Source organism: Nocardia sp. NPDC056611, assembly GCF_042792755.1.
Classification (GTDB): domain Bacteria; phylum Actinomycetota; class Actinomycetes; order Mycobacteriales; family Mycobacteriaceae; genus Nocardia.
The window spans coordinates 1,435,364-1,455,829 of sequence record NZ_JBHTVV010000002.1 but is presented as its reverse complement, the minus strand read 5'-3'; the positions used below and the strand labels follow the sequence as shown (position 1 = coordinate 1,455,829).

The following is a 20,466-nucleotide window of genomic DNA, read 5'->3' as shown; positions in this document are numbered from 1 at the left end:
GTACAGTGTACGCATATCGGAAGGTTGGTCTAACGGCACCTCAGCGGCCGGGCAGGAAGCGGAGGCTGCGGGCGATGGTCATCAGGAAGGGCTGCCACTTGTCCTGGGGGACGAAGGGCGGGGCGTCCAGGTTGAGGAATCGGGTGACCACGATGGACTGGGGTTCGGTGAACTTCAGGAGGCCGTCGGGGCCGTGGCGGCGGCCGACGCCGGAGATGCCCATGCCGCCCATGGGAGCGCCCGTGGTGCCCCAGGCGGGGGCGTAGCCCTCGTCGACATTGACTGTGCCCGCGTGCAATTGCCCGGCGATGTGCTCGCCCTCGGCCTTGCTGCCCGCCCAGACGCTGGCATTGAGGCCGTACTCGGTGTCGTTCGCGCGGGTGATGGCCTCGTCGACCGAGTCCACCGGGTAGATGGAGACCAGGGGGCCGAAGGTCTCGTTGCGGCCGCACTCCATCGCGTCGGTGACGTCGGACAGCACCGTCGGTTCGAAGAACAGCGGGCCCAGGTCGGGGCGGGCGTTGCCGCCCGCGAGCACCTTCGCGCCCTTGGAGACCGCGTCGGCGACGTGCTTGGTGACCGTCTCCAGCTGTGATTCGGAGATCAGGCTGCCGATGTCCTTCGAGAAGTCGTACGCCGCACCGAGTTTCGCAGCCCGCGCCGCGGCGGTGAACTTCTCGGTGAACTTCTCGGCGACCGCGCGCTCGACGTACATGCGCTCGATGGAGATGCACAGCTGGCCCGCGTTGGAGAAGCAGGCACGGACCGCGGCCTTGGCGGCCTTGTCCAGGTCGGCGCCCCGCGTGATGATCATCGGGTTCTTGCCGCCCAGTTCGGCGGAGAAGCCGATGAGGCGGCGTCCGCACTGCTCGGCCAGGGTGCGACCGGTGGCGGAGGAGCCGGTGAACATCAGGTAGTCGCAGTCGTCGACGATGGCCGTGCCGACCACCGTGCCAGGACCGGTGACCACGGCGAACAGATCCGTGGGCAGCCCGGCCCGGGCGAACAGCTCGGCATTGGCCAGCGCCGAGTACGGGGTCTGGCTGTCGGGCTTGACCACCACCGCGTTCCCGGCCAGCAGCGCCGGAATCGAGTCGCCGACCGCGAGCAGCATCGGGTAGTTCCACGGCGCGATCACGCCGACCACGCCTTTGGGCACCGGGCGCACCGAGGCCCGGTTCAGGACCGGGAACGCGCCCGGCACACTCTGGGCCGCCAGCAGTTTCGGCGCGACCCGGGAGAAGTAGCGGGCCGCGAGGAACAGGCCCATCACCTCCTCCTGTGCCGCCCAGCGCGCCTTGCCGGTCTCGGCCTGGATGACGTCCATCAGGTATTCGCGGTTCTCGATCACCAGCGCGCGGTAGCGGTCCAGCACCTCGGCCCGCTGCTGGGGCGTGCGCGCGGCCCAGTCCGCCTGGGCGGCACGGGCTTTGGCGATGGCGGTGGCGACATCGGCGGCGGTGCCGACCGGCACCTCGCCCAGGGTGTCACCGGTGAACACCTCGGTGATCGCTCTGGTCGCGTGGTCCTGCGTGGTATCCACGGCCGCGAACGAGCGCAGCCGTTCGAACACCGCGGCAGCCGGCACCGGCATCATCGCCTCCTACTTGCGAGTAACTTTGGGATACACACAATCTACCCCCTGACCTCGGCGCGGGGCCCGGACTCGGAAATCTGGTGATTGCCACAAAATTGCCAATTCACCGAGCGATCCGAGAGTAATGTTCTCGACGGGGTGCCCTTTTCGAAGGAGTGCCCACAATGACCAAGTTCGTTCAGACGATCGAGTTCACGACCACTCACATCGACGAGTTCAACGAGAAACTCGACGCGTGGCTGACCGCGACGGCGGGCAAGCGCACGGCCGTCCGCGGCCTCGAGGCCAAGGATCGCGATCACCCGAACACCTACATGCAGATGGTCGAGTTCCCCTCCTACGAAGAGGCGATGAAGAACTCCGACCTGCCCGAGACCACCCGCTTCGCCGAGGAGATCGCCGCACTGTGCGACGGTCCGGCGGTCTTCCACAACCTGGATCTGCTGCGCGAGGACAATATGGCCGACGGCCAGGGGCGCAGTATGGTCGTGCGCAGCCTCGACAGTCCGGACGAAACCCGCCCCTTCGAGGCGGGAATGGGTCGGATGGACCTGATCGAGACGCCGTTCGGCGCGCTCGGCCGCGCGGTCTTCGAACCGGGCTGGCGCTGGTCCACCCACGTCAAGCCGATCGCCGGCACCGACACCTGCCAGGCCATGCACGTCGGCTACTGCATCTCGGGCCGGCTGCGGATCCGGATGGACGACGGGGCGGAATCCGAGCTCGGCCCCGGCGACTACCTGTTCTGCCCGGCCGGTCACGACGCCTGGGTCCTCGGCGACGAGCCGTGCGTGATGCTCGATTGGGCCGGTGCGGCCCAGTACGCGAAACGCACCTGACGACAAGCCATCGGCGGCCGCCCCGCCGCGGGCACTGCGGCACTCCGTCTCGGACGGAGTGCCGCATTTATTTTGTCCGTATTGTCGGAATTCCAGCATTTTGCTGCGAATTCTGTAACCGATCGTGATCGGCCGGCGAAGAAATAGCCAGTACTACCCCGGGCAGGGAATCTCCCGCCGGTGAAGGCAGCACCGGCGGGTCGGGCCCCGATCCCGCGCACGTACGAGGGGTGCGTGCGCGGGATCACCGAAAGACATGCGGCCCAACTTCATTCGTTCACCAGCACCGGGATCGACAGTACCGCCGCCGAGACCGGAGCGTCGGCCGGAGCCGACACGATGGTGAACGGAATGCCGTTCACGCTGGGCACGTGCGGGCCGCCGCCGGTGGGTTCCTCGTCGGCGTGCTGGAACATCCCCGTACCGACCAGTCGGCCATTGGCGTCGTAGAACGCCGCACTCACCTCCAGCGCCAGCACATCGCTGACATCGGAGGTGATCGCCAGAGTGCCACGCACGGAAGACCCTTCGAGCCGGGTGCCGCTGAGCCGCACCCGATCGGTGAACGGGCCGGCCGCCAGCCGCACCTCCCCCGCCGGGATCGCGAGCGTCGCGGCCGGGGGCTCGGTCGTGCGCGGGGCGGCCACCGGAGCGGCCGCGGGCGCCGGGGTCGCGGGCTGCGGCGCGGAGGAACATCCCGTGCCCAGGCCCGCCACCGCCAGCAGGCCCGCGATCACCGCTCCGGTTCGCCGCGTCACGGCAGCAGCGCCTTGTGCATCTTGGTGTACAGCGAGGTGTTGTCCTGGCTGGTCGCGAACACCTGCGCACCCGGGCCGTAGGCGTAGATCTGCACATCGGCGCCGGTGTGGTTGCCCGAGAGGTAGGTCAGCCACAGGCTTGCCTCGGGCGTGCCGTCCTTCACCTCGGCCGGGTCGTCGGGGGTGCGGAAGGTGGCGGGGGCGAAGTTGCGCGGATCCTGTTGTCCCGCACCGTTGACCAGGCCGGGCGAGCGGACCGGGTCCTTCACGTTGTCCTTGCCGTCACGGCCGGGCTTGCTGTTGTTGGCCGGGTTGGTGGCGTCCACGTTCGTCGGCGGCGCGACGGCCTCGGCGTTGGTGAAGGTGTTCTTCTCGATGATGTTGAAGCCCGCGCACTCGTGGTCCGCGGTCACGATCACCATGGTGTGACCGTCCTTCTTCGCGAAGTCCATGGCCGCGGCGACCGCGTCGTCGAACGCCTTGACCTCGTCGAGGGTCTGGGCGGCGTCGTTGGCGTGCGAGCGCTTGTCGATGAGGGCGCCCTCGATCTGGAGCAGGAAGCCCTTGCCCTTGCGCGCCGACAGCAGGTCGATCGCCTTGGTGGTCATGTCCTTCAGCGTCGGTTCCTGCTTCTGCGGAGCCGAATCCGGGAGCGCGTTGCGGGCATTGGTGACGGTCAGGTTCCCGCGGTTGAACAGGCCGATCACCTTCTGCGCGGTCACCGACTTCAGGTCGGCGGCGGTGGCCACCTTCTGGCTCTCGGCGGTCTGCGCCTTCAGCGCGGGATCACCCATGGAGCCCAGCACCTGATACCCGTTGTCCAGCAAGGCCTTCTGGTCATCGGGCTCGAAGCGGGCCAGGCCGCCGCCGAAGATGACGTCGGCGGTGTTGTTGCGCGCGATCTGCTCCGCGATCGGGGTGACCAGCGTCTTGTCCGCCGGCTGCGCCTCGTAGCTGCCGTCGGCCTTCTTGGGCAGGCAGGTCGAATCGCTGAAGGTCGGGCCCTGGCATCCGCGCAGCAGCGCGTGGCTGAACATGCCCGCCGGGGTGGCGTCGGTGATCTCGGCGGTGCTGACATTGCCGGTCGCGAAGCCCGCGGCCTTGGCCTGCTCCATGAGCGTCGGCACCGACTTGCCGTAGGCGTCCACGCCGATGGCGGCGTTGTAGGTCTTCACACCCGACGACCACGCGGTGGCCGCGGACGCGGAGTCGGTCACCAGCGACGGCTTGGCGCTGTTCGGCTCCACGGCGTAGGTCGCGACCGCGCCCACATACGGCAGCTTCTCGAGCTGCAACTGCCCGCCCGCGCCCTCGAACCGCTGGCGCGCGGCGGTGACATGGGTGCGCCCCATACCGTCACCGAGCAGGTAGATGATGTTGTGGACCTCGTTGTCGCCCTTGCTGTCCGACCCGCATCCGGCCACCAGCGTCGCGGCCGACATCGCGGCGGTCGCCGTCGCCATCGCGACCCACCACGCGCGTTTCCTGTGCTGCACTTCGTCTCCTCCGTCGTCGCGTCCCCGAGGTCCGGCGGCGCGGCTCATGTCCCGGGCGCGGCTGAACGTAGTGCTGCAGGTTAGCCCGTTCCCGACTCGCAGTAATCTCCCAGTTGGCGCGCAGGTTAACGGATGCCCCACGACCAGGGCCTACGGGACGCGCCGGAGCGCTGTCAAACACCATCCCGCACAAAAGGACTCGTGCCGAACGCGCATCTGGCGCCCGGCTAGGTTGCGGCGATGCGTTTTCCGAAGCTCGGCGTCCGTACCCGGGTCCTGGCCATCGCGCTGGTCCCGAGCCTGGCGCTGGCGGTCAGCGGTAATAGTGCGGCCGGCGTCCTGGTGGACCGTGCATCCCGTGCTCGAACCTGGGCGGGTGAGATGCAGGCCGGGATCGCACCCACCCGTGAGTTGATCGAGGCCGTGCAGGCCGAACGGCAGCTGACGTTGTGGCGGTTGGCCGGGGTGGATGTCGAGGTGCGGCAGTTGACGACCGCGCGGCAGCGGCTGGATACGGCGGTGCGGCTGCTCGCGCCCGCGCAGTCGGAGTTGTCGCGGATCGGGCCCGATTCCATGGGGCAGGCCACGACGGCGCTCGGCGAAACGAGCAAGCGGCTGGCGGGGATTCGGACCGGGATCGACGCGGGGACCGTCCCGGCCGCCGACGCCTATGCCTTCTACAACCGCATTCCACAGTCGGTGATGGCGGGCGTGGAGGTCGCTCAGCGCTCCGCGCCGGACTCGGCCACCGCTGTGGAACTGGCCCAGGCGGCGGACGTGTTGCACTGCCTGGAGGCGATGAGCCGCGCCAACGCGCTGGCGGTGTCACTGCTCGACGGCAACCACCTCTCCCCCGAGCTCGGGGCCGAATATCTCAGCCTGGTCGGTTATTACCGCACCGCGGTGGCGGCCATCGTGGCCGCACCCGACGAGCAGCAGGCCGCCGCGGCGCGCGCCCTGGTGTGGAGCGCCGCCTGGGTGCATCTGGGCCAGGTGGAACCGGTCCTGGCCCAGCGCACCCTGGCCGTGCCGGAGGGGTCGTTCAAACGGTCCGCGCCGCAACCGCTTCCGGTCCCTGTCGACCAGTGGCAGCGCAGCGCCACGGAGGTGGCTCACGGGCTGGCCGAACTCTGGCAGGCCGAGAACGAGGAGGCCCAGCGGCTGGCGGTGGCCGCGGCCTCCGACACCACCCGCAAATCGGTGTGGGCCGGGGCGGGCATGGTCGGGCTGGGAGCGATCTCGATCCTGGTCGCGCTGGCGCTGGCCAACCAGATCATCCGCCGGCTGCGGCGGCTGCGGGACCGCACCCTCGCCCTCGCCGACGACGAACTGCCCGAGACCATGCGACGCCTCGCCGCGGGCGAGCACCTCGAGATGGAGGCCGCCGCACCGGTCCTCGACTTCGGGCACGACGAGATCGGGCAGGTGGCGCGGGCGTTCGGGCACGCGCACGCCGCGGCCGTCGGCGCCGCGCTCACCGAGGCCCGCACCCGCGAGGGCGTGAAGTCGGTATTCCTCAATATCGCGCACCGCAGCCAGGTCGTCGTGCACCGCCAGCTGGAGATTCTCGACGCCGCGCAGGCGCGACAGGAGAATCCGGCGCTGCTGGACATCTACTTCCGCCTCGACCACCTGGCCACCCGCGAACGCCGCAATGCCGAGAACCTGATCATCCTGGCGGGTGGCCGCCCCGGCAGACAATGGCGCAACCCGGTCCCCCTGCTGGAACTGGTGCGTTCCTCCGCCGGGGAGACGGCCGACTATCAGCGGGTTCGAATCGGTCGTCTGCCAGCGGTTTTCCTGGCCGGCGCGGCGGTCGCCGATGTGGTGCACCTGCTGGCCGAACTGGTCGACAACGCCGCCTCCTTCTCCCCGCCGCAGTCCTGGGTGGAGATCACCGGCACGGCGGTGGCCCGCGGCGTGGTCGTGGAGATCAGCGATCAGGGCATGGGGATGCCCGCCGAGGATCTGGACCGCCGCAACGAGCTGCTGAGCGCCGCACCGGACTTCGCGGTCACCAGGCTGTCCGAGGACTCGCGACTGGGCCTGTTCGTGGTGTCGCGACTGGCCGCCCGTCACGGCATCTCGGTGCGTTTGTCCGATTCCGATCATGGCGGCGTGCGCGCGATCGTGTTGTTGCCCACGGTCCTGATCGAGCGCGAACCGCCGGACGCCACGCCGGATTCGTCCCATGCCGTCGATTCGCGGCGACACGCCTGAGCGGTGCGAATCGCCCTGTGCCGCCGTCTATTAGGGTAGCTATCAGATTGCTGTTTAACGGCTTCCTATGCGATGCACCGTCATGTATGACCCGGTCTGTCAAACGCACTCCCGCCCAACGGGATCGATGCGGCATTTGTGACCTACGTCCCGTTACCTTTGCCCGATGTTCAGAGCAAGGCTCGGGGTCCGCACCCGCGTGCTTGCCATCGCACTCGTCCCGAGCTTGGCGCTGCTCGCGATCGGCGTGGGTGGCGCGGGGTACCTGGTGGTCGAGAGCAAGCAGGCGCGGGAATGGGCGGACGCGTTGTCCGCCGCCGGAGCGCCCACCGGAGAATTGATCGCCGCGGTCGAGCAGGAGCGCCAGCTCTCGCTGGCCCAGATGGCCGGTGGCGACGACGCCAACCCGAAGGCCCTCGCGCAGGCGCGGACCCGGCTCGACAACGCGTTGCTGGGGATGGCGCCGGTATCGGCCTCCATGCGCGAATCCGGTCCGGAATCGGTCACCGGTGACGTCGGCGGGTTCCTGACCCTCACCCGCCAGCTCGCCGGACTGCGCACCGGAATCGACACCAACGGCGTATCGGTGTCGGACACCTATTACTTCTACGGCAAGGTGCTCGAGTTCATCTGGATCGGCACCCGCATCGTCGCCGACCGCGCGCCCAATGCCGCGGTCGCCATGGAGATGATCAACGGCCTGCAGATCGTGCAGTCCGCCGAAATGCTCTCCCGTGAAGCCGCGGTGGCCGAGGTGCTGCTGGCGGGCGGTGCGCTGCCGCCCGAGCTGGCCATCGAATTCTCCCGTGTGGCAGGCACCTACCGCGTCAACCTCGGCGTGCTCGCCGGTGGTGACGGCGGCGCCGGCAATGCCGACATGCAGGCCCTGATGAACGACCCGGACTGGACGAAGGTCGTCATGATGGAGAACGTCCTGCTGTCGCGGGCGCTCGACCCCATGACGCTGCCTCCGGTCAAGCCCGGCACCCCGCCGGTGGTCGCGCCGCTGACCTTCACCCCGCAGGAATGGCGGGACACGGTGTCGCGCCTCAACGCCCAGGTCCTCAAGCTGTGGGACAAGAACAGCAAGCACAACGAGCGCGCCGCGGCCGACGTGGCCGACACCGACGCCCGGAACTCCGCGCTCGTCGGTGGCGCCATGGTGGCGGTGTCGGCGCTGGCCTTCCTGGTCTCGCTCATCCTCGCCAACCGGATCATCCGCCGCCTCAAGGGCTTGCGTGACGAGACGCTGGTGCTCGCCGACGAGCGGCTGCCCGAGATCATGGCCAAGCTGCGCGAGGGCCGCCCGCTGGACCCCGCCGACGAGAAGGCGATCCTGGACTTCGGCCACGACGAGATCGGCCAGGTGGCCAAGGCGTTCACCCACGCCCACGCCTCCGCCGTGTCGGCCGCCATCACCGAGGCCCGCACCCGTGAGGGCGTCAAGGCGATGTTCCTCAATATCGCCCACCGCAGCCAGGTCATCGTGCACCGCCAGCTGGAGATCCTCGACGCCGCGGAGTCGCAGCAGGAGGATCCGGCGCTGCTGGACATCTACTTCCGCCTCGACCACCTCGCCACCCGCGAACGCCGCAACGCCGAGAACCTGATCATTCTCGCGGGCGGTCAGCCTGGCCGGCAGTGGCGAAACCCGGTGCAGCTGCTCGAGATCGTGCGCTCCAGCGTCGGCGAGACCGCCGACTACACCCGCGTCAAGATCGCCCGGCTGCCGGAGGTGTCGATCGTCGGCAGCGCCGTGGCCGACCTCGTGCACCTGCTCGCCGAGCTGGTCGACAACGCCGCCCACTTCTCGCCGCCGCAGTCGCAGGTCGAGGTGCGCGGCAATGTGGTCGGCAAGGGTGTCGCCATCGAGATCATCGACCAGGGCATGGGTATGCCCGAGGAAGAGCTCGCGCGGATCAACGCGGTGCTGCGCGAGGCCCCGGATTTCGGTGTCGCCATGCTGCCCGACGACTTCCGCCTCGGCCGCTTCGTGGTCGCCCAGCTGGCCTCGCGCCACGGAATCACGGTGCGGCTCACCGAGTCCGACTACGGCGGCGTCCGCGCCATCGTGCTCGTGCCCACCGTCCTGACCGTGCAGGCCTCCGGCCGCACCGGTGAGATCCCGGCGGCGCCGCGCCAGCTCGAGACGGGCGGACTGTCCGCCGCCTCGGCCGCGGTGGCCGCGCTGCCGCAGCTGCCCGCAGCTCCGGCGGTCCCGCCGTCGATGACCTCGAGCTACGACCTGCCGCTGCTGAACTACGATGCGCCGCTGACGACTCCGTCCGAGCCGCCGGTCACCCCGGCCGAGCCGGAGCCGGAGCCCTTCGGTCCGTCGACGGGTTCGTTCGCCCCGCAGACCGGCTCGTTCGCCCCGCCCACGACGTCCTTCGCCCCGCCTGCCAGTACGTTCGGCCCCGGGACCGACTCGGCCGTGCCGCCGGTCATGTCCTTCGGCGCGGCGACGCCGTTCGACCCGCCCACCTCGCCGCCGCGGCCCGAACCGCCGCAGCAGCCGCGACTGGACCTGCAGAACGGCGCGGTCCCGCCGTCCGAAAACGGCTTCCGTGCTCGCGAACACGATCGGTCCCATTACACTGGCTCCGACACCCGGCCCGCGCTTCCGCGACGGCACCGGCAGGCAAGTCTCGCACCGGAATTGGCGAAGGAGCAGTCGACCCCCGAGTCGGCGGTCCAGGCCACCCGCACGGCCGAGCAGGCCCGAGACCTTTTCTCCGCCATCGAAAACGGAACCAGGCAGGGCCGCCAGGCCGATCCCGGTTCGTTCGGGCCTGAGTCCCAGGCCTTCTTCGAAGGCACCCAGCAGGAACGACAGGAAGGCGACGGTGACCACCTCAAACGCTGGTGATCTCAACTGGCTACTCGATGATCTCGTCGACCGGCTAGCGGGCGTCCGTCACGCGGTGGTGCACTCCACCGACGGACTGCTGCTGGGCCGCTCATCCGCCATGAGCCGCGAGGACGCGGAGCACTTCGGTGCCATGTCTTCCACTCTCTACGGGCTGGCGCGCAGCGCCGGTGGCCGTTTCGACGGCGGCGGCGTCCGCCAGGCGGTCATCGAACTCGAGCGTGCGGTGCTGTTCGTGACCGCCGCCGGCAGCCACGCCTGCCTCGCGCTGCAGGCCACCGAACAGGCCAACCTCGGCATGGTCGCCTACGAGATGAACCTGACCGTGCAGCGGGTCGGCAACTACCTGTCCACCACGCCGCGCCACAACCTGGCCGGACAAGGCAACCCGCGGCTGTCATGAGCGCGGGGCCGGGGGAACAGTGGTTCGATGACGCGGCCGGTCCGCTCGTGCGCCCCTACGCACGGACCGGTGGCCGAACCATGGGCGCGGGGCACGATCTGGACATGCTGACAGTGGTGGTGGTGCCGAACGCGGCGCCACCGCTGCGGCGTGCCGAGCCGGAATACACGGAAATCGTGCGGTTGTGCCGGCTTCCGCTGACAGTGGCCGAGGTCTCGGCCGCCCTGCGGTTGCCATTGGCGGTGACGAAGATTCTGGTGGGGGACCTGATTTCCGACAACATCCTCAAGTTCCGGGCCCCGGCCTCCCCCGAAGCCGCGCCCGGTGACCTCAACATTCTGCGAGCGGTACTCGATGGCATCCGAAAACTTTGATTCCGCCGCGCCCATGGCCGCCTCGGTGAAGATTCTCATCGCGGGCGGTTTCGGCGTGGGCAAGACCACGATGGTCGGGGCGATCAGTGAGATCACTCCGCTGCGCACCGAAGAACTCATTACCGAGTTGTCCGCGGGCGTAGACGATTTGCGCGGGGTGGAGGGTAAGACCACCACCACGGTCGCGCTGGACTTCGGCCGCATCACCATCGACCAGAACCTGGTCCTCTACTTGTTCGGCACCCCCGGACAGGATCGCTTCTGGTTCCTGTGGGACGAGCTGGCTCGCGGCGCCCTGGGCGCGGTCGTGCTGGCCGACACCCGCCGGCTCGAGGGCTCGTTCGCTGCGATCGACTTCTTCGAGCGTCGCGGCGTCGCCTTCACGGTGGCCGTGAACTGCTTCGAGGGCGCACCGCTCTACACCCCGGCCGAGGTGCGCGACGCCCTCGACCTGGACGAGCGAATCCCGGTGCTGCTCTGTGACGCTCGTGATCGCGGCTCGGCCAAGAACGTGCTGATGACGCTCGTCGAGTACCTCATCGAGCGAGCCGCCACGGCCGGGGTGCGCTGAGCGGTTCTCCGGCGAAGACGAATCGAGCCCGTCCGGCGCGTGCCGGGCGGGCTCGATCTCTGTCGTCGTTGCGACCAGTGCCGGTGCGGCGCCGGTCAGTTGGGGACGACGTCCGCGAAATCGCTGATCCAGCGGTGCGGGCCGCGCGGGCTGTTCGGCTCGCCCGGGCGGGTCACCCCGACGGCCTGCCAGCCCGCGGCCGCCGCGGCGTCCACCTCGTCCGGGTGGTCGGACAGGAACAGGATCTGTTCGGGCGGAACGCCGATGGCGCTCGCGATCTTCTCGTAGGACGCGGCCTCGCGCTTCGGGCCCGCGGTCGACAGGTCGAAATGCCCGCTGATGAGCGGGGACAGATCGCCGCCGCGCGCGAATTCGAACCAATCCTTCTGATTGCGCACCGAACCCGACGAATAGATGTAGAGCTCCAGCCCCGCGTCACGCCAGGCCCGCAGGACCGGGGCGACATCGGGGAAGAACTCGCCGTACAGCGCGCCGTTGCGGAACCCCTCGGCACAGATGATGCCCTGGGCGGCCTTGAGCGGCTCGGACTTCACATCGGTATTGAGCCACTCGATGAGAATCCGGGCCACCTCGGCCGCGTCGGCGTCCGGGCGGTCCGCCTGGGCGCGGGTGGCCTCGATGATGGGATCGGCGTCGCCACCGGTGTTCTCGGCCAGCCAGCCCGGCAGCCGTTCCCGGGTGTAGCCGTAGAGCTCCTCCCGCACCGAACTGGTCGGGCTGGTAGTCCCCTCGATATCGAGCACGACCACCTTGATCATGCCGGGGCCAGCAATTCGTCCAGGGTCGGGAAGCCCGCGGAGATCTTGTCGCCGCTGAAATCGCCGATCCAGCCGTCCTCTTCCTCGAAGAAGCGCACGGCCACGAACTCCGGGCGGGTGCCCATGTCGAACCAGTGCAGCGTGCCCGCGGGCACCGACACCAGATCGCCCGCGGTGCACACGGTCGCCAGCACCTCGTTGCCCAGGTGCAGGTAGAAGCAGCCCGCGCCGGCGGCGAAGAAACGGACCTCGTCCTCGGCGTGCCGGTGCTCGTCGAGGAACTTGGTGCGCGCGGCGACCGCCTTGGCGGGCCACTCCGGGTCGGCGTCGTCGGGGTGGATACGGGCCACGTCGATGAACTTGTAGCGGCTGTCGGCGTTCAATTCGTCGATGCGGCCCTGGTATTCGGCCAGCAGCTGCTCGGTCGTGGTGGCGGCGCTGAAGCCCTCCAGCAGCGGCCAGCGCTCGAAGGTGATGCCGCGCTTGCCCAGCTCGGCGGCGATCACCGCGTCGTCATCGGTGCGCAGGACGACCTCACCGGCATCGGCGTCGGACATGATCTGCAACAGGGTCATCGGAGGTTCCCTTCTCGGAACGCGGTATTCGTTTCACACATGGTCGCGCACCGGGAGCTCCTGGTGCCCGGTCAGAGTGGTCAGTTCGCACATCGCCTCGAGGCACTCGGCGCGGTCGCGGGCCTGGGCCAGCGACGCGCCCCAGGTGGTGATGCCGTGCCCGGCGATGAACAGCACCGGCGGGGCCTCCGGGTGCTCGGTCAGATACTTCTCGATGTCCGCGCCGATCCGCGGGACATCGGCGTGGTTCTGGAACACCGGGATGTCGATGAGATCGGGGCGGGCCGAGCCCAGGCCCTTGATCAGCTCGTATCCGGCGAAACGTGCGGTGGTGACGCCGTTTCCGCCGGTCCGGATCGACACGGCCGTGGCGTGCGGCGGGTGCACGTGCACCACGGCGTCCGCGCCGCGAGTGCGGTAGACGGCGGTGTGGATGGTGGTCTCCGCCGACGGCTTCCGGCCGGAGTCGTCCACGGGCCGGGAGTCGACCACGGCGACCGTGACCATGTCAGAGGCGGTGAGCTCGCCCTTGGACAGCCCGCTCGCGGTGATGACGGCCGTATCGCCCTGGCGCACAGAGATATTGCCCGCGGTGCCCGGCATCCAGCCGCTCGCGTACAGGTCGCGCGCGATGTCCGCGATCTCGGCGCCGACGGCCGCGGCCGATCCGGGTGTGGTCGCCGTTCCGGCGGTGGTGCGGGCGGCGGACGGGTCCTCGAGTACGCCGAACTCGGTGACCACGGCGGTGACCAGTTCAGCGGGGGTGACGTCGAAGGCCGGATTGAAGGTGGCCGTGCCCGCGGGAGCCGTTGCGACGCCACCGAATCCGGTCACCTCGGCGGCCGCGCGCTGCTCCACCACGATGTCGGAACCCCGTGCCGTGGAGATGTCGCGCGTCGATTCCGGCGCGACGACGATGAACGGAATGCCGTGGTGCGCGGCCGCGATGGCCAGCATGTAGGTGCCGATCTTGTTGGCCACGGCTCCGTCGGCGGTGATCCGGTCCGCGCCCACGACCACCGCGTCCACACCCTCGGTGGCCATGGCCCAGGCCGCCGCCGAATCGATGGTGAGCCGGTGCGGGATCCGGGCCTCGGCCATCTCCCACGCGGTCAGGCGCGCGCCCTGCAACAGCGGGCGGGTCTCGTCGACGATCACCTCGGCCAGCGCGCCACGCTGATGCAGCACCCGCAGCGCGCCGATGGCCGTCCCCCACGCGGTGGTGGCCAGGCGGCCGGTATTGCAGTGGGTGAGCAGCCGCAGCGGGCGGTCCCCGCACAGCCGCTGGATCAGATCGGCCGCCTCGGTGGCGGCGGCCAGGTTCACCCGGCCGTCCTCGGCCAGCAGCTCCAGCGCCTCGGCCTCGAGCGCCTCGACGCCCCCGGCCAGCTTGGACAGCGTCCGCTGCACACCCCACGCCAGGTTCACCGCGGTCGGGCGGGCGTCCGCGATGCGGGCGGCCTCGGCCTCGACCCGGGCGGTGTCGAGGATGCCGTCGGTGGTGGCGGCCCGGGCCGCGATCACCACCCCGAACGCACCGCACACGCCGATGGCGGGCGCGCCGCGCACGGCCAGCGTCTTGATGGCGTCGATGACCTCGTCGACCGTCGTGATCCGCAGCTCCCGCACCTGGTGCGGCAGGGCTCGCTGGTCGATGGTGACCATGGCACCGTCGGCCCACACGATCGAACTCTGATCCATCGAGTTATGTCCTCTTGACTGGAGATTTGCGGCGATGCCCACGGGGGTGGGCACACTCCACCGTATCGAACCCGCCCCCGCGCCTGACCGGCAGGTTTCCGATCAGGCCGATCCGAATAGCCCGATTTCGTGCGGGATTGCGCCCCTGCGGTTCCGGCGCTCGGCGCGGGTGTCAGCTTTTGTCCGCCGCACATACCGCTCTACTATCGCGGTATGGCGAGACCGCGTCGCACCCGCAAGATAACCGTGACGATGCCCGAGGACATCGCCGCCACTCTCGATGACTGGCGCACCTCCGGACGCATCGCCTCGATCTCCGCGTTCGTCGCCGAGTCCGTGAAGGCGCGCGTCGACCGCGCCGACTCACTGGCCCGCCTGGAGAACGCCCTCGGTGGCCGACCGCCGCTGGATCTGATCAATCGCGCCCGGGCGGTGCAGGGGTTGCCACCTTTATCCGATGACGAGGAGGCCCCCGGCGATCACGCCGGCGCGGCATGAGCCCCGCCGCCCCGACCCTGGGCGGCGTCGTCTTCGACACCGCCGCGCTGACCGCCTGGGCCCACCGCGTGGCCTACGTGCAATCGGTGGTGTGGGCGACCGCGGATGCCGGGCACACCATCATCGTTCCGGCCACCGCGCTGGCCGCCGCCCGCGCCCTGATCCCGCCCGGCCGGTGGGACATCCTCACCGTGCTGCTGGACCTGCCCAACACCGTCATCCAGCCGCTGGACCGCCCCGCCAGTGATCAACTGGGCGACACTCTGGCCGATCGGCCCGACGCCGACGCCCTCATTCCCGCCGGGCACGCCACTCTCGAAGCGGTGAGCCGGGATTGGCCCTGCCTGACCGACCGGCCCGACACCCTGCGCAAACTGGACCCGCGCGTCCAGACCGACAAACTGCCCTGACCTGCCTGAATCGCCTTGTGTCGAGCGAATTTCCGCTCAGGCGGGCGCGAGGGCCAGCGTGACGTTGTGGCCGCCGAAGCCGAACGAATTGCTCAAGGCGTACCGCAGCCGCTGCTCGCGCGGCTTGTCGGCGACCACGTCGAGCTCGATCCCCGGGTCCGGATTCTCGAAATTCATGGTGGGCGGCACGATCTGCTCCGACAGGGTGCGTAGCGTGAGGATCGCCTCCAGCGCACCTACCGCGCCGATCGAATGTCCCAGCGCCGATTTGGGCGCGTACACCGACGCGTGCGGCGTCACCGCCATGATGGCCTTCGCCTCCGAGGCGTCACCGACCGGAGTGCCGGTGGCGTGCGCGTTGACGTGGTCGACGTCCGCGCCCGTCAGCCCGGCCGTCGCGAGCGCCTTGCGCATGGCGCGGGCGGCGCCGTCGCCGTCGGGCGAGGTGCCGGTGATGTGATAGCCGTCCGAGGTGATGCCCGCGCCCAGCACCCGGCCGAGTGCCCGCGCACCCCGCGCCCGCGCGTGCTCGGCCGACTCCATCACCAGCAGCGCCCCCGCCTCGCCGAAGACGAAGCCGTCCCGGTCCCGGTCGAAAGGCCGTGAGGCGCGCTCGGGTTCGTCATTGCGGGTGCTCATGGCCCGCATCATGGCGAAACTGGCGATCGGGACCGCGTCGATATGACCCTCCACGCCGCCCGCGACCGCCACGTCCGCCTCGCCGGTGGCGATCAGCCGCCACGCGTGGGCGATGGCCTCCGCGCCCGACGCACACGCCGAAACAGGCGCGTACACACCGCCTTTCGCGCCGATCTCCAGGCCGACCGTGGCAGCCGGGCCGTTCGGCATGACCATCGGCACCGTCATGGGCGGCACCTTCCGGTAGCCCCCGGTCTTCATCAGGTCCACGGCATTGATGAGTGCCTCTCCGCCGCCGAGCCCGGTGCCCACGGCGACCGCCAGCCGTTCCGCCGCGACCCGCGGCGTTCCCGCGTCCTGCCACACCTGCCGTGCCAGCACCAGCGCGAACTGCTGCACGAACGACATCCGCCGCTGCTCGATCCGGGTCAGCCGCTCCCCCGGCTGTGTCACCAGCCGTCCGCCGATCCGCACCGGCAGCTGATTCGCGGTGACGAAATCGTCGGTGAGCGTGCCGATCCCACTGTCCCCCGCCAGTAGCCGCGACCAGGTGGCGTCGAGGTCGGCCCCCAGGCAGGTGGTCGCCGCCATCGCCGTCACCACCACGTCCCGTCGAGTTTCTGTACCAATCGCTACACTCATGGAGACATGAATACCTGTAGCACCCGCTACAGTCAACCGGTGCCCCGCCCACTCGACCACGCCCGCCGCGCCCAGCTCCTCGAAGGCGTCATCGCCTACATCGCCGACCACGGCCTCACCGAACTCTCCCTGCGCCCCCTGGCCGAATACCTGGGCACCAGCTCCCGCATGCTCATCCACTACTTCGGCACCAAGGAGGCAATGCTGGTCGCCGCCTTGGAATCCCACCGCCCCGACATCGGCGCCATGTTCTCCGGCATCGACGACACGGCCACCCTCGCCGCCCGCCTGACCAGCTCGTTCGACCGCAATACCGCCGGAGACAGCGCGGTGAGCCTGCGCGCTCTGCTCCAAGTCCTCGGCGCCGCAACCGTTCCCGGCAGCCCCTTCCGGCCCTACGCGACCGACGCGATCACGGCGGTGGTCACCCCGATGGCCGAGTCCTTGCACCGCATCGACCCGAGGCTGCCCGACCCCGAAGCCTCGGCGACGCTGCTCGTCTCCGGCATCCGCGGCCTGATCATGGACTGGTGGATCACCGGCGACACCGACCGTGTCGAACGCTCTGTCGCCCTTCTCGTAGCCGGGGTAGTGACGCAGCCGACTGAAGCCGGAAGCTGAGAATTTGTCGGTCAGTCTTCGCGGGGGCGGTCGGTTCGGCCCAGTTGATCGCGGCGGGTGAGTAGGAAGGTGCGTTCCGAATGGTTCCCGGTGAGCTGCGCCGCGGCGTCGAAGGCCTGACCGGCTTCCACTGTTCGCCCGAGGCGGGCGAGCAGGTCACCTCGGATCGCGTGAAACAGGTAGTAGTGCGCGAGATTCAGATCATCCACCACACGTAACGCCGCTGCCGGGCCCTGGACCTCGGCGACCGCGACAGCACGGTGGAGTGCGACCACCGGGCCGGTGTCGAAGTGCACGAGTTGGTCGTAGAGCGCGAGGATCTGCGTCCAGTCGGTGACGGGGTCGGTGTGCACGGCATTGATCGCGGCCAGAATCTGGTACCGGCCCGGCTGATTACGGCGCAGGCAGGCGCGGGTGACCGCGCGACCCTCGGTCACCAGGTCGGCGTTCCAGCGGGAGCGGTCCTGGTCGGCGAGTCGGACCAGGCAGCCGTCGAGGTCGGTGCGGGCGTCGCGCCGGGCCTCGATCAGCAGCATCAGCGCGAGCAAACCCGCGGCCTCCGGTTCGTCGGGCATGAGCTCGACCAGCAGCCGGGCCAGGCGGATCGCCTCGGCACAGAGTTCGGCGCGAGCGAGTTCGGCGCCGGAGGTGGCGACGTAGCCTTCGTTGAAGATCAGGTAGAGCACCGCGAGGACCGCGCCGAGCCGGGCGGGCAGATCGGCGTCGCGGGGCACCCGGTAGGGGATCTTGGCGTCACGGATCTTGGCCTTGGCTCGGACGAGGCGCTGCGCCATCGTCGGTTCGGGCACGAGGAAGGCGTGGGCGATCTCGGTCGTGGTGAGCCCGCCGAGGAGCCGCAGTGTGAGCGCCACCTGCGCGGGGAGAGCCAGGGCCGGGTGGCAGCAGGTGAAGATCAGCCGCAGACGGTCGTCGCGCACCGGGCCCTCCTCGTCGGCTTCGTCCGGGCCGTGGAGGCGCTGAGCCTCGGCGTGCTTGTGCGCGCGAACCGATTCGCGACGCAGCTCGTCGACGGCCCGGTTGCGGGCGGTGGTGATGATCCAGCCGGCCGGGCTGGGCGGCATGCCATCGACCGGCCAGCGTTGCAGCGCCGTGGTGAACGCGTGGGCGACGGCGTCCTCGGCCGCGCTGATATCGCCGAGTCCGCGCACGAGTACAGCGACGGCTCTGCCGTACTCGGCGCGGAACACGGCCGCGATCCCCTCCGGTGTCGGACTCAATACGGTTCGACGTCCTGGAACGGGCGGACTTCGATCGGCAGCGTGGTCGCGGCGGCCGCCTTGCGGCCCCACTCCAGTGCGACGTCCAGGTCGGGTGCGGTGATCACCCAGATCCCGCCGACGTGTTCTTTGCCCTCGACGTAGGGACCGTCGGTGAGCATGCCGTCGGCGCGCACGACGGTAGCCGTGCCGGGCGCGTGCAGGCCGCCGGTGAACACCCACGAGCCGCTCTCGCGCAGTTCCTCGTTGAACCGGTGCAGATCGGCCACGATTCGGACCATGGCCGCGGGATCCGCCTCGCCCTCGGGCTGGTAGATCGACAGCAGGTACTTCTGCATGGATTCCTACCTCACAGGCGGGTGTAGTGGGCGATGATCACGCCCTTGGTGGTGGTGACGCTGCCGGTGAGCTCGAATTCGGTCAGCGGGGCGCTGCCCTCGAACAGTCGCCTGCCGGTGCCGAGGGTGAGCGGATGGATCAGCAGCGTGTAGCTGTCGACCAGGCCGGCGGCGTGCAGGTCGCGAACCAGCGAGACGCTACCGATGATCGTCAGGTCCCTGCCATCCTCGGTCACGAGCTTGGCCACCGTTTCGGCGGCATCGCCCGACAACAGGATCGAGTTCTGCCAGGCGTCCGCGTTCTCCAGAGTCCTGGAACAGACGTACTTGGTGGCCGTGTTCATGCGCGTGGTGAACGGGTTGTCGTCGATGCGGGTGGCCCAGACGGTGATGAAGTCCGTCCAGGTCCGGCGGCCGAACAGCATGTCCGTGGGGTTCGACATGCTCTTGCTCATCTCCGCGGCCATGACGTCGTCGTTGTACTTGCCGCCCCAGCCCCCGTGGGTGAAGCCACCGCGGGTGTCCTCGTCCGGACGGCCGAGGCCCTGGACGACTCCGTCGAGAGTGATGGACAAAGTGGCGTTGACCTTGCGCATGAGATGCTCCTTCGCTCAGGCGGACCGCTCTTCCGCGACCGTTCACCTCCTACACGAAAAGCCACGGGCTAAATCGACACCGGCGCCGAACTTTTTCCCAGCCAGGGTATTCGGCTGTGGTGCCGCTCAGGCGTTCGGGCGCGTGAGTTCCACTGCCAGCTTCAGGAGTTCGGGGAGGTGATGGCCGTCCGGGCGTGCTCGGCCCACGGCTTCCGGGAGAGTGAACAGTCCGACCTCCTGGATCTGTTCGGCGTCCTCGGGATTGGTCGGTGCGCCCGTCAGCCGCACCTCGGCGGTGCACCACAGCCAGGCCTTGTACGGATGGGGCTGCCAGGGGCGATACGGCTCGGGACGGTCAGTCGTCGCGTAGTGCGCACCGAATTGCCGGATGGGCCCGGCCAGTTCGGCGCCGGCCTCCTCCGCGAGTTCCCGGATGACGCAGGACTCGATCGATTCTCCGGCCTCGCGGGTGCCGCCGGGCAGGATCCAGACATCGCGGTCGTCACGACACAGGACGATGCGGTCGCCGACGAAACAGACGACATGGATGTTGGTGACGAGGTCATCGGGTGGCAGCTCGGTCGAGAACTGGACGTCGAGCCCGCCCCACTCCCAGCGGGCGGGGGCGTGCAGGAGTGGGTAGCGCTCGGCGAGAGTCATGAGTCGACGGTACGGGGGCTGGGGCGTAAGTGGCCGGGGCCGTAGGTGATTGCGCGGAGCCTCAACCTTCATGCCCGGACCGTAGGGGCGCCTCCCGGTCACCGGGATCCCCCGTCGGAGCGAGATCCGGGTGGCTCCACGGAGTGAGACCCACCCCACCCTCTAGAACTGGTTTCAGTATTGTTCCCCCATGGCCTTCGTCATCGACAAAAGCGTGGAGATCGACGCACCCGCCGAGCTGGTCTGGCAGGTGCTCACCGATGTGGACGCGTACGGGGAATGGAATCCCTTCGTCCTGGAGTGCAAGACCACCCTGGAACCCGGCTCCCCCATCGACATGCGCGTGCAGCTGGTCGGCCAGCCCAAGCAGCAGCGCGAGTTCGTCCGCTCCTGCACCCCGGGGCGCGAGTTCAGCTACAACATGAAGCCCGCGCCGCTCGGCGTGCTCAGCAGCGAACGTTCGCACCTGATCACCGATCTCGGCGACGGCCGCACCCGCTACGACTCGCACTTCCAGCTCAACGGCCCGCTGTCGGTGGTCGTGGGCGGCCTGCTCGGCGGCGCGCTGCGCAAAGGCTTCACCGGCATGACCGAAGCCGTCAAGACCCGCGCCGAGGCCCTGAAAGCCGTGCGCGACTAGCG

The 20,466-nt window shown here is 69.4% G+C and carries 21 protein-coding genes; 10 read left to right on the top strand and 11 right to left on the bottom strand.

What is annotated here, in order from left to right; all coding sequences use genetic code 11:
- Positions 1-40: 40 nt before the first annotated feature.
- On the bottom strand, positions 41-1,594 hold the full coding sequence (locus ACFRAQ_RS15470) for a succinic semialdehyde dehydrogenase (RefSeq protein WP_379099620.1): 1,554 nt from the start codon (positions 1,592-1,594) through the stop codon (positions 41-43).
- Between the two features lie 167 nt (positions 1,595-1,761).
- Between ACFRAQ_RS15470 and ACFRAQ_RS15465 the strand changes: the two genes are divergently transcribed.
- A complete protein-coding gene (locus ACFRAQ_RS15465; RefSeq protein WP_379099617.1) occupies positions 1,762-2,436 on the top strand; it encodes a cupin domain-containing protein in 675 nt (224 codons plus the stop codon).
- A gap of 269 nt (positions 2,437-2,705) precedes the next feature.
- Here the strand turns inward: ACFRAQ_RS15465 and ACFRAQ_RS15460 are convergent, their stop codons facing one another.
- Positions 2,706-3,194 (bottom strand): hypothetical protein, encoded by a 489-nt coding sequence (locus ACFRAQ_RS15460; protein WP_379099614.1) that lies wholly within the window; start codon positions 3,192-3,194, stop codon positions 2,706-2,708.
- Positions 3,191-4,690: an alkaline phosphatase gene (locus ACFRAQ_RS15455; protein WP_379099612.1), complete on the bottom strand. Its 1,500-nt coding sequence runs from the start codon at positions 4,688-4,690 to the stop codon at positions 3,191-3,193. Before ACFRAQ_RS15455 ends, ACFRAQ_RS15460 begins: the two co-directional genes overlap by 4 nt.
- A 240-nt stretch (positions 4,691-4,930) precedes the next feature.
- Here ACFRAQ_RS15455 and ACFRAQ_RS15450 point away from each other — a divergent pair, with 240 nt between their 5' ends.
- The 5 genes from ACFRAQ_RS15450 to ACFRAQ_RS15430 all read left to right on the top strand — a co-directional run bounded on the left by ACFRAQ_RS15450 (position 4,931) and on the right by ACFRAQ_RS15430 (position 11,127).
- On the top strand, positions 4,931-6,910 hold the full coding sequence (locus ACFRAQ_RS15450; RefSeq protein WP_379099609.1) for a nitrate- and nitrite sensing domain-containing protein: 1,980 nt from the start codon (positions 4,931-4,933) through the stop codon (positions 6,908-6,910).
- 166 nt (positions 6,911-7,076) lie between these two features.
- Positions 7,077-9,779, top strand: coding sequence for a nitrate- and nitrite sensing domain-containing protein (locus tag ACFRAQ_RS15445; RefSeq protein ID WP_379099607.1), 2,703 nt, complete (start codon positions 7,077-7,079; stop codon positions 9,777-9,779).
- A complete protein-coding gene (locus ACFRAQ_RS15440) occupies positions 9,757-10,182 on the top strand; it encodes a roadblock/LC7 domain-containing protein (protein WP_040857697.1) in 426 nt (141 codons plus the stop codon). Before ACFRAQ_RS15445 ends, ACFRAQ_RS15440 begins: the two co-directional genes overlap by 23 nt.
- Positions 10,179-10,556, top strand: a complete 378-nt coding sequence (locus tag ACFRAQ_RS15435; protein ID WP_357081734.1) for a DUF742 domain-containing protein — start codon at positions 10,179-10,181, stop codon at positions 10,554-10,556. Before ACFRAQ_RS15440 ends, ACFRAQ_RS15435 begins: the two co-directional genes overlap by 4 nt.
- Positions 10,537-11,127, top strand: coding sequence for an ATP/GTP-binding protein (locus ACFRAQ_RS15430; protein ID WP_357081736.1), 591 nt, complete (start codon positions 10,537-10,539; stop codon positions 11,125-11,127). Before ACFRAQ_RS15435 ends, ACFRAQ_RS15430 begins: the two co-directional genes overlap by 20 nt.
- A 95-nt stretch (positions 11,128-11,222) precedes the next feature.
- Here ACFRAQ_RS15430 and mtnC read toward each other — a convergent pair whose 3' ends face one another.
- Genes mtnC through mtnA form a run of 3 tightly spaced genes read right to left on the bottom strand, consistent with a single transcriptional unit; the run spans position 11,223 to position 14,182 of the window.
- The gene (gene mtnC, locus ACFRAQ_RS15425) at positions 11,223-11,906 is read right to left on the bottom strand and encodes an acireductone synthase (protein ID WP_379099602.1); all 684 of its coding nucleotides are present in this window, start codon (positions 11,904-11,906) and stop codon (positions 11,223-11,225) included.
- Positions 11,903-12,481: an acireductone dioxygenase gene (locus ACFRAQ_RS15420; protein WP_379099600.1), complete on the bottom strand. Its 579-nt coding sequence runs from the start codon at positions 12,479-12,481 to the stop codon at positions 11,903-11,905. Before ACFRAQ_RS15420 ends, mtnC begins: the two co-directional genes overlap by 4 nt.
- Positions 12,482-12,514: 33 nt before the next feature.
- On the bottom strand, positions 12,515-14,182 hold the full coding sequence (mtnA, locus tag ACFRAQ_RS15415) for an S-methyl-5-thioribose-1-phosphate isomerase (RefSeq protein WP_379099597.1): 1,668 nt from the start codon (positions 14,180-14,182) through the stop codon (positions 12,515-12,517).
- 213 nt (positions 14,183-14,395) lie between these two features.
- Here mtnA and ACFRAQ_RS15410 point away from each other — a divergent pair, with 213 nt between their 5' ends.
- The gene (locus ACFRAQ_RS15410) at positions 14,396-14,680 is read left to right on the top strand and encodes a hypothetical protein (protein WP_379099595.1); all 285 of its coding nucleotides are present in this window, start codon (positions 14,396-14,398) and stop codon (positions 14,678-14,680) included.
- Positions 14,677-15,090, top strand: coding sequence for a hypothetical protein (locus tag ACFRAQ_RS15405; protein WP_357081746.1), 414 nt, complete (start codon positions 14,677-14,679; stop codon positions 15,088-15,090). The genes ACFRAQ_RS15410 and ACFRAQ_RS15405 overlap by 4 nt, the downstream gene beginning before the upstream one ends.
- 36 nt (positions 15,091-15,126) lie before the next feature.
- Here ACFRAQ_RS15405 and ACFRAQ_RS15400 read toward each other — a convergent pair whose 3' ends face one another.
- Positions 15,127-16,371, bottom strand: coding sequence for a KasA/KasB family beta-ketoacyl-ACP synthase (locus ACFRAQ_RS15400; protein ID WP_379099591.1), 1,245 nt, complete (start codon positions 16,369-16,371; stop codon positions 15,127-15,129).
- A 39-nt stretch (positions 16,372-16,410) separates the two neighbouring features.
- On the opposite strand from ACFRAQ_RS15400, the gene ACFRAQ_RS15395 reads away from it, so the two are divergent.
- Positions 16,411-16,992, top strand: a complete 582-nt coding sequence (locus ACFRAQ_RS15395) for a TetR/AcrR family transcriptional regulator (RefSeq protein WP_379099590.1) — start codon at positions 16,411-16,413, stop codon at positions 16,990-16,992.
- A gap of 11 nt (positions 16,993-17,003) precedes the next feature.
- Here ACFRAQ_RS15395 and ACFRAQ_RS15390 read toward each other — a convergent pair whose 3' ends face one another.
- The 4 genes from ACFRAQ_RS15390 to ACFRAQ_RS15375 all read right to left on the bottom strand — a co-directional run bounded on the left by ACFRAQ_RS15390 (position 17,004) and on the right by ACFRAQ_RS15375 (position 19,824).
- The gene (locus tag ACFRAQ_RS15390) at positions 17,004-18,230 is read right to left on the bottom strand and encodes an RNA polymerase sigma factor (RefSeq protein WP_379099587.1); all 1,227 of its coding nucleotides are present in this window, start codon (positions 18,228-18,230) and stop codon (positions 17,004-17,006) included.
- Entirely contained in the window at positions 18,227-18,568 is a 342-nt protein-coding gene (locus ACFRAQ_RS15385; RefSeq protein ID WP_379099584.1) for a YciI family protein, read from the bottom strand. The genes ACFRAQ_RS15390 and ACFRAQ_RS15385 overlap by 4 nt, the downstream gene beginning before the upstream one ends.
- An 11-nt stretch (positions 18,569-18,579) precedes the next feature.
- A complete protein-coding gene (locus ACFRAQ_RS15380) occupies positions 18,580-19,164 on the bottom strand; it encodes a dihydrofolate reductase family protein (RefSeq protein ID WP_379099581.1) in 585 nt (194 codons plus the stop codon).
- 126 nt (positions 19,165-19,290) lie between these two features.
- Entirely contained in the window at positions 19,291-19,824 is a 534-nt protein-coding gene (locus ACFRAQ_RS15375; RefSeq protein WP_379099578.1) for an NUDIX domain-containing protein, read from the bottom strand.
- 190 nt (positions 19,825-20,014) lie between these two features.
- On the opposite strand from ACFRAQ_RS15375, the gene ACFRAQ_RS15370 reads away from it, so the two are divergent.
- Positions 20,015-20,464: an SRPBCC family protein gene (locus ACFRAQ_RS15370; RefSeq protein WP_379099575.1), complete on the top strand. Its 450-nt coding sequence runs from the start codon at positions 20,015-20,017 to the stop codon at positions 20,462-20,464.
- The last annotated feature ends 2 nt before the right edge of the window (positions 20,465-20,466 follow it).

Coding starts and splice junctions, on each gene's coding strand:
- ACFRAQ_RS15470 (WP_379099620.1), bottom strand. CDS start 1,594: ATGCCGGTGCCGGCTGCCGCGGTGTTCGAACGGCTGCGCTCGTTCGCG.
- ACFRAQ_RS15465 (WP_379099617.1), top strand. CDS start 1,762: ATGACCAAGTTCGTTCAGACGATCGAGTTCACGACCACTCACATCGAC.
- ACFRAQ_RS15450 (WP_379099609.1), top strand. CDS start 4,931: ATGCGTTTTCCGAAGCTCGGCGTCCGTACCCGGGTCCTGGCCATCGCG.
- ACFRAQ_RS15445 (WP_379099607.1), top strand. CDS start 7,077: ATGTTCAGAGCAAGGCTCGGGGTCCGCACCCGCGTGCTTGCCATCGCA.
- ACFRAQ_RS15435 (WP_357081734.1), top strand. CDS start 10,179: ATGAGCGCGGGGCCGGGGGAACAGTGGTTCGATGACGCGGCCGGTCCG.
- ACFRAQ_RS15430 (WP_357081736.1), top strand. CDS start 10,537: ATGGCATCCGAAAACTTTGATTCCGCCGCGCCCATGGCCGCCTCGGTG.
- mtnC (WP_379099602.1), bottom strand. CDS start 11,906: ATGATCAAGGTGGTCGTGCTCGATATCGAGGGGACTACCAGCCCGACC.
- ACFRAQ_RS15420 (WP_379099600.1), bottom strand. CDS start 12,481: ATGACCCTGTTGCAGATCATGTCCGACGCCGATGCCGGTGAGGTCGTC.
- mtnA (WP_379099597.1), bottom strand. CDS start 14,182: ATGGATCAGAGTTCGATCGTGTGGGCCGACGGTGCCATGGTCACCATC.
- ACFRAQ_RS15410 (WP_379099595.1), top strand. CDS start 14,396: ATGGCGAGACCGCGTCGCACCCGCAAGATAACCGTGACGATGCCCGAG.
- ACFRAQ_RS15405 (WP_357081746.1), top strand. CDS start 14,677: ATGAGCCCCGCCGCCCCGACCCTGGGCGGCGTCGTCTTCGACACCGCC.
- ACFRAQ_RS15400 (WP_379099591.1), bottom strand. CDS start 16,371: ATGAGTGTAGCGATTGGTACAGAAACTCGACGGGACGTGGTGGTGACG.
- ACFRAQ_RS15385 (WP_379099584.1), bottom strand. CDS start 18,568: ATGCAGAAGTACCTGCTGTCGATCTACCAGCCCGAGGGCGAGGCGGAT.
- ACFRAQ_RS15380 (WP_379099581.1), bottom strand. CDS start 19,164: ATGCGCAAGGTCAACGCCACTTTGTCCATCACTCTCGACGGAGTCGTC.
- ACFRAQ_RS15375 (WP_379099578.1), bottom strand. CDS start 19,824: ATGACTCTCGCCGAGCGCTACCCACTCCTGCACGCCCCCGCCCGCTGG.
- ACFRAQ_RS15370 (WP_379099575.1), top strand. CDS start 20,015: ATGGCCTTCGTCATCGACAAAAGCGTGGAGATCGACGCACCCGCCGAG.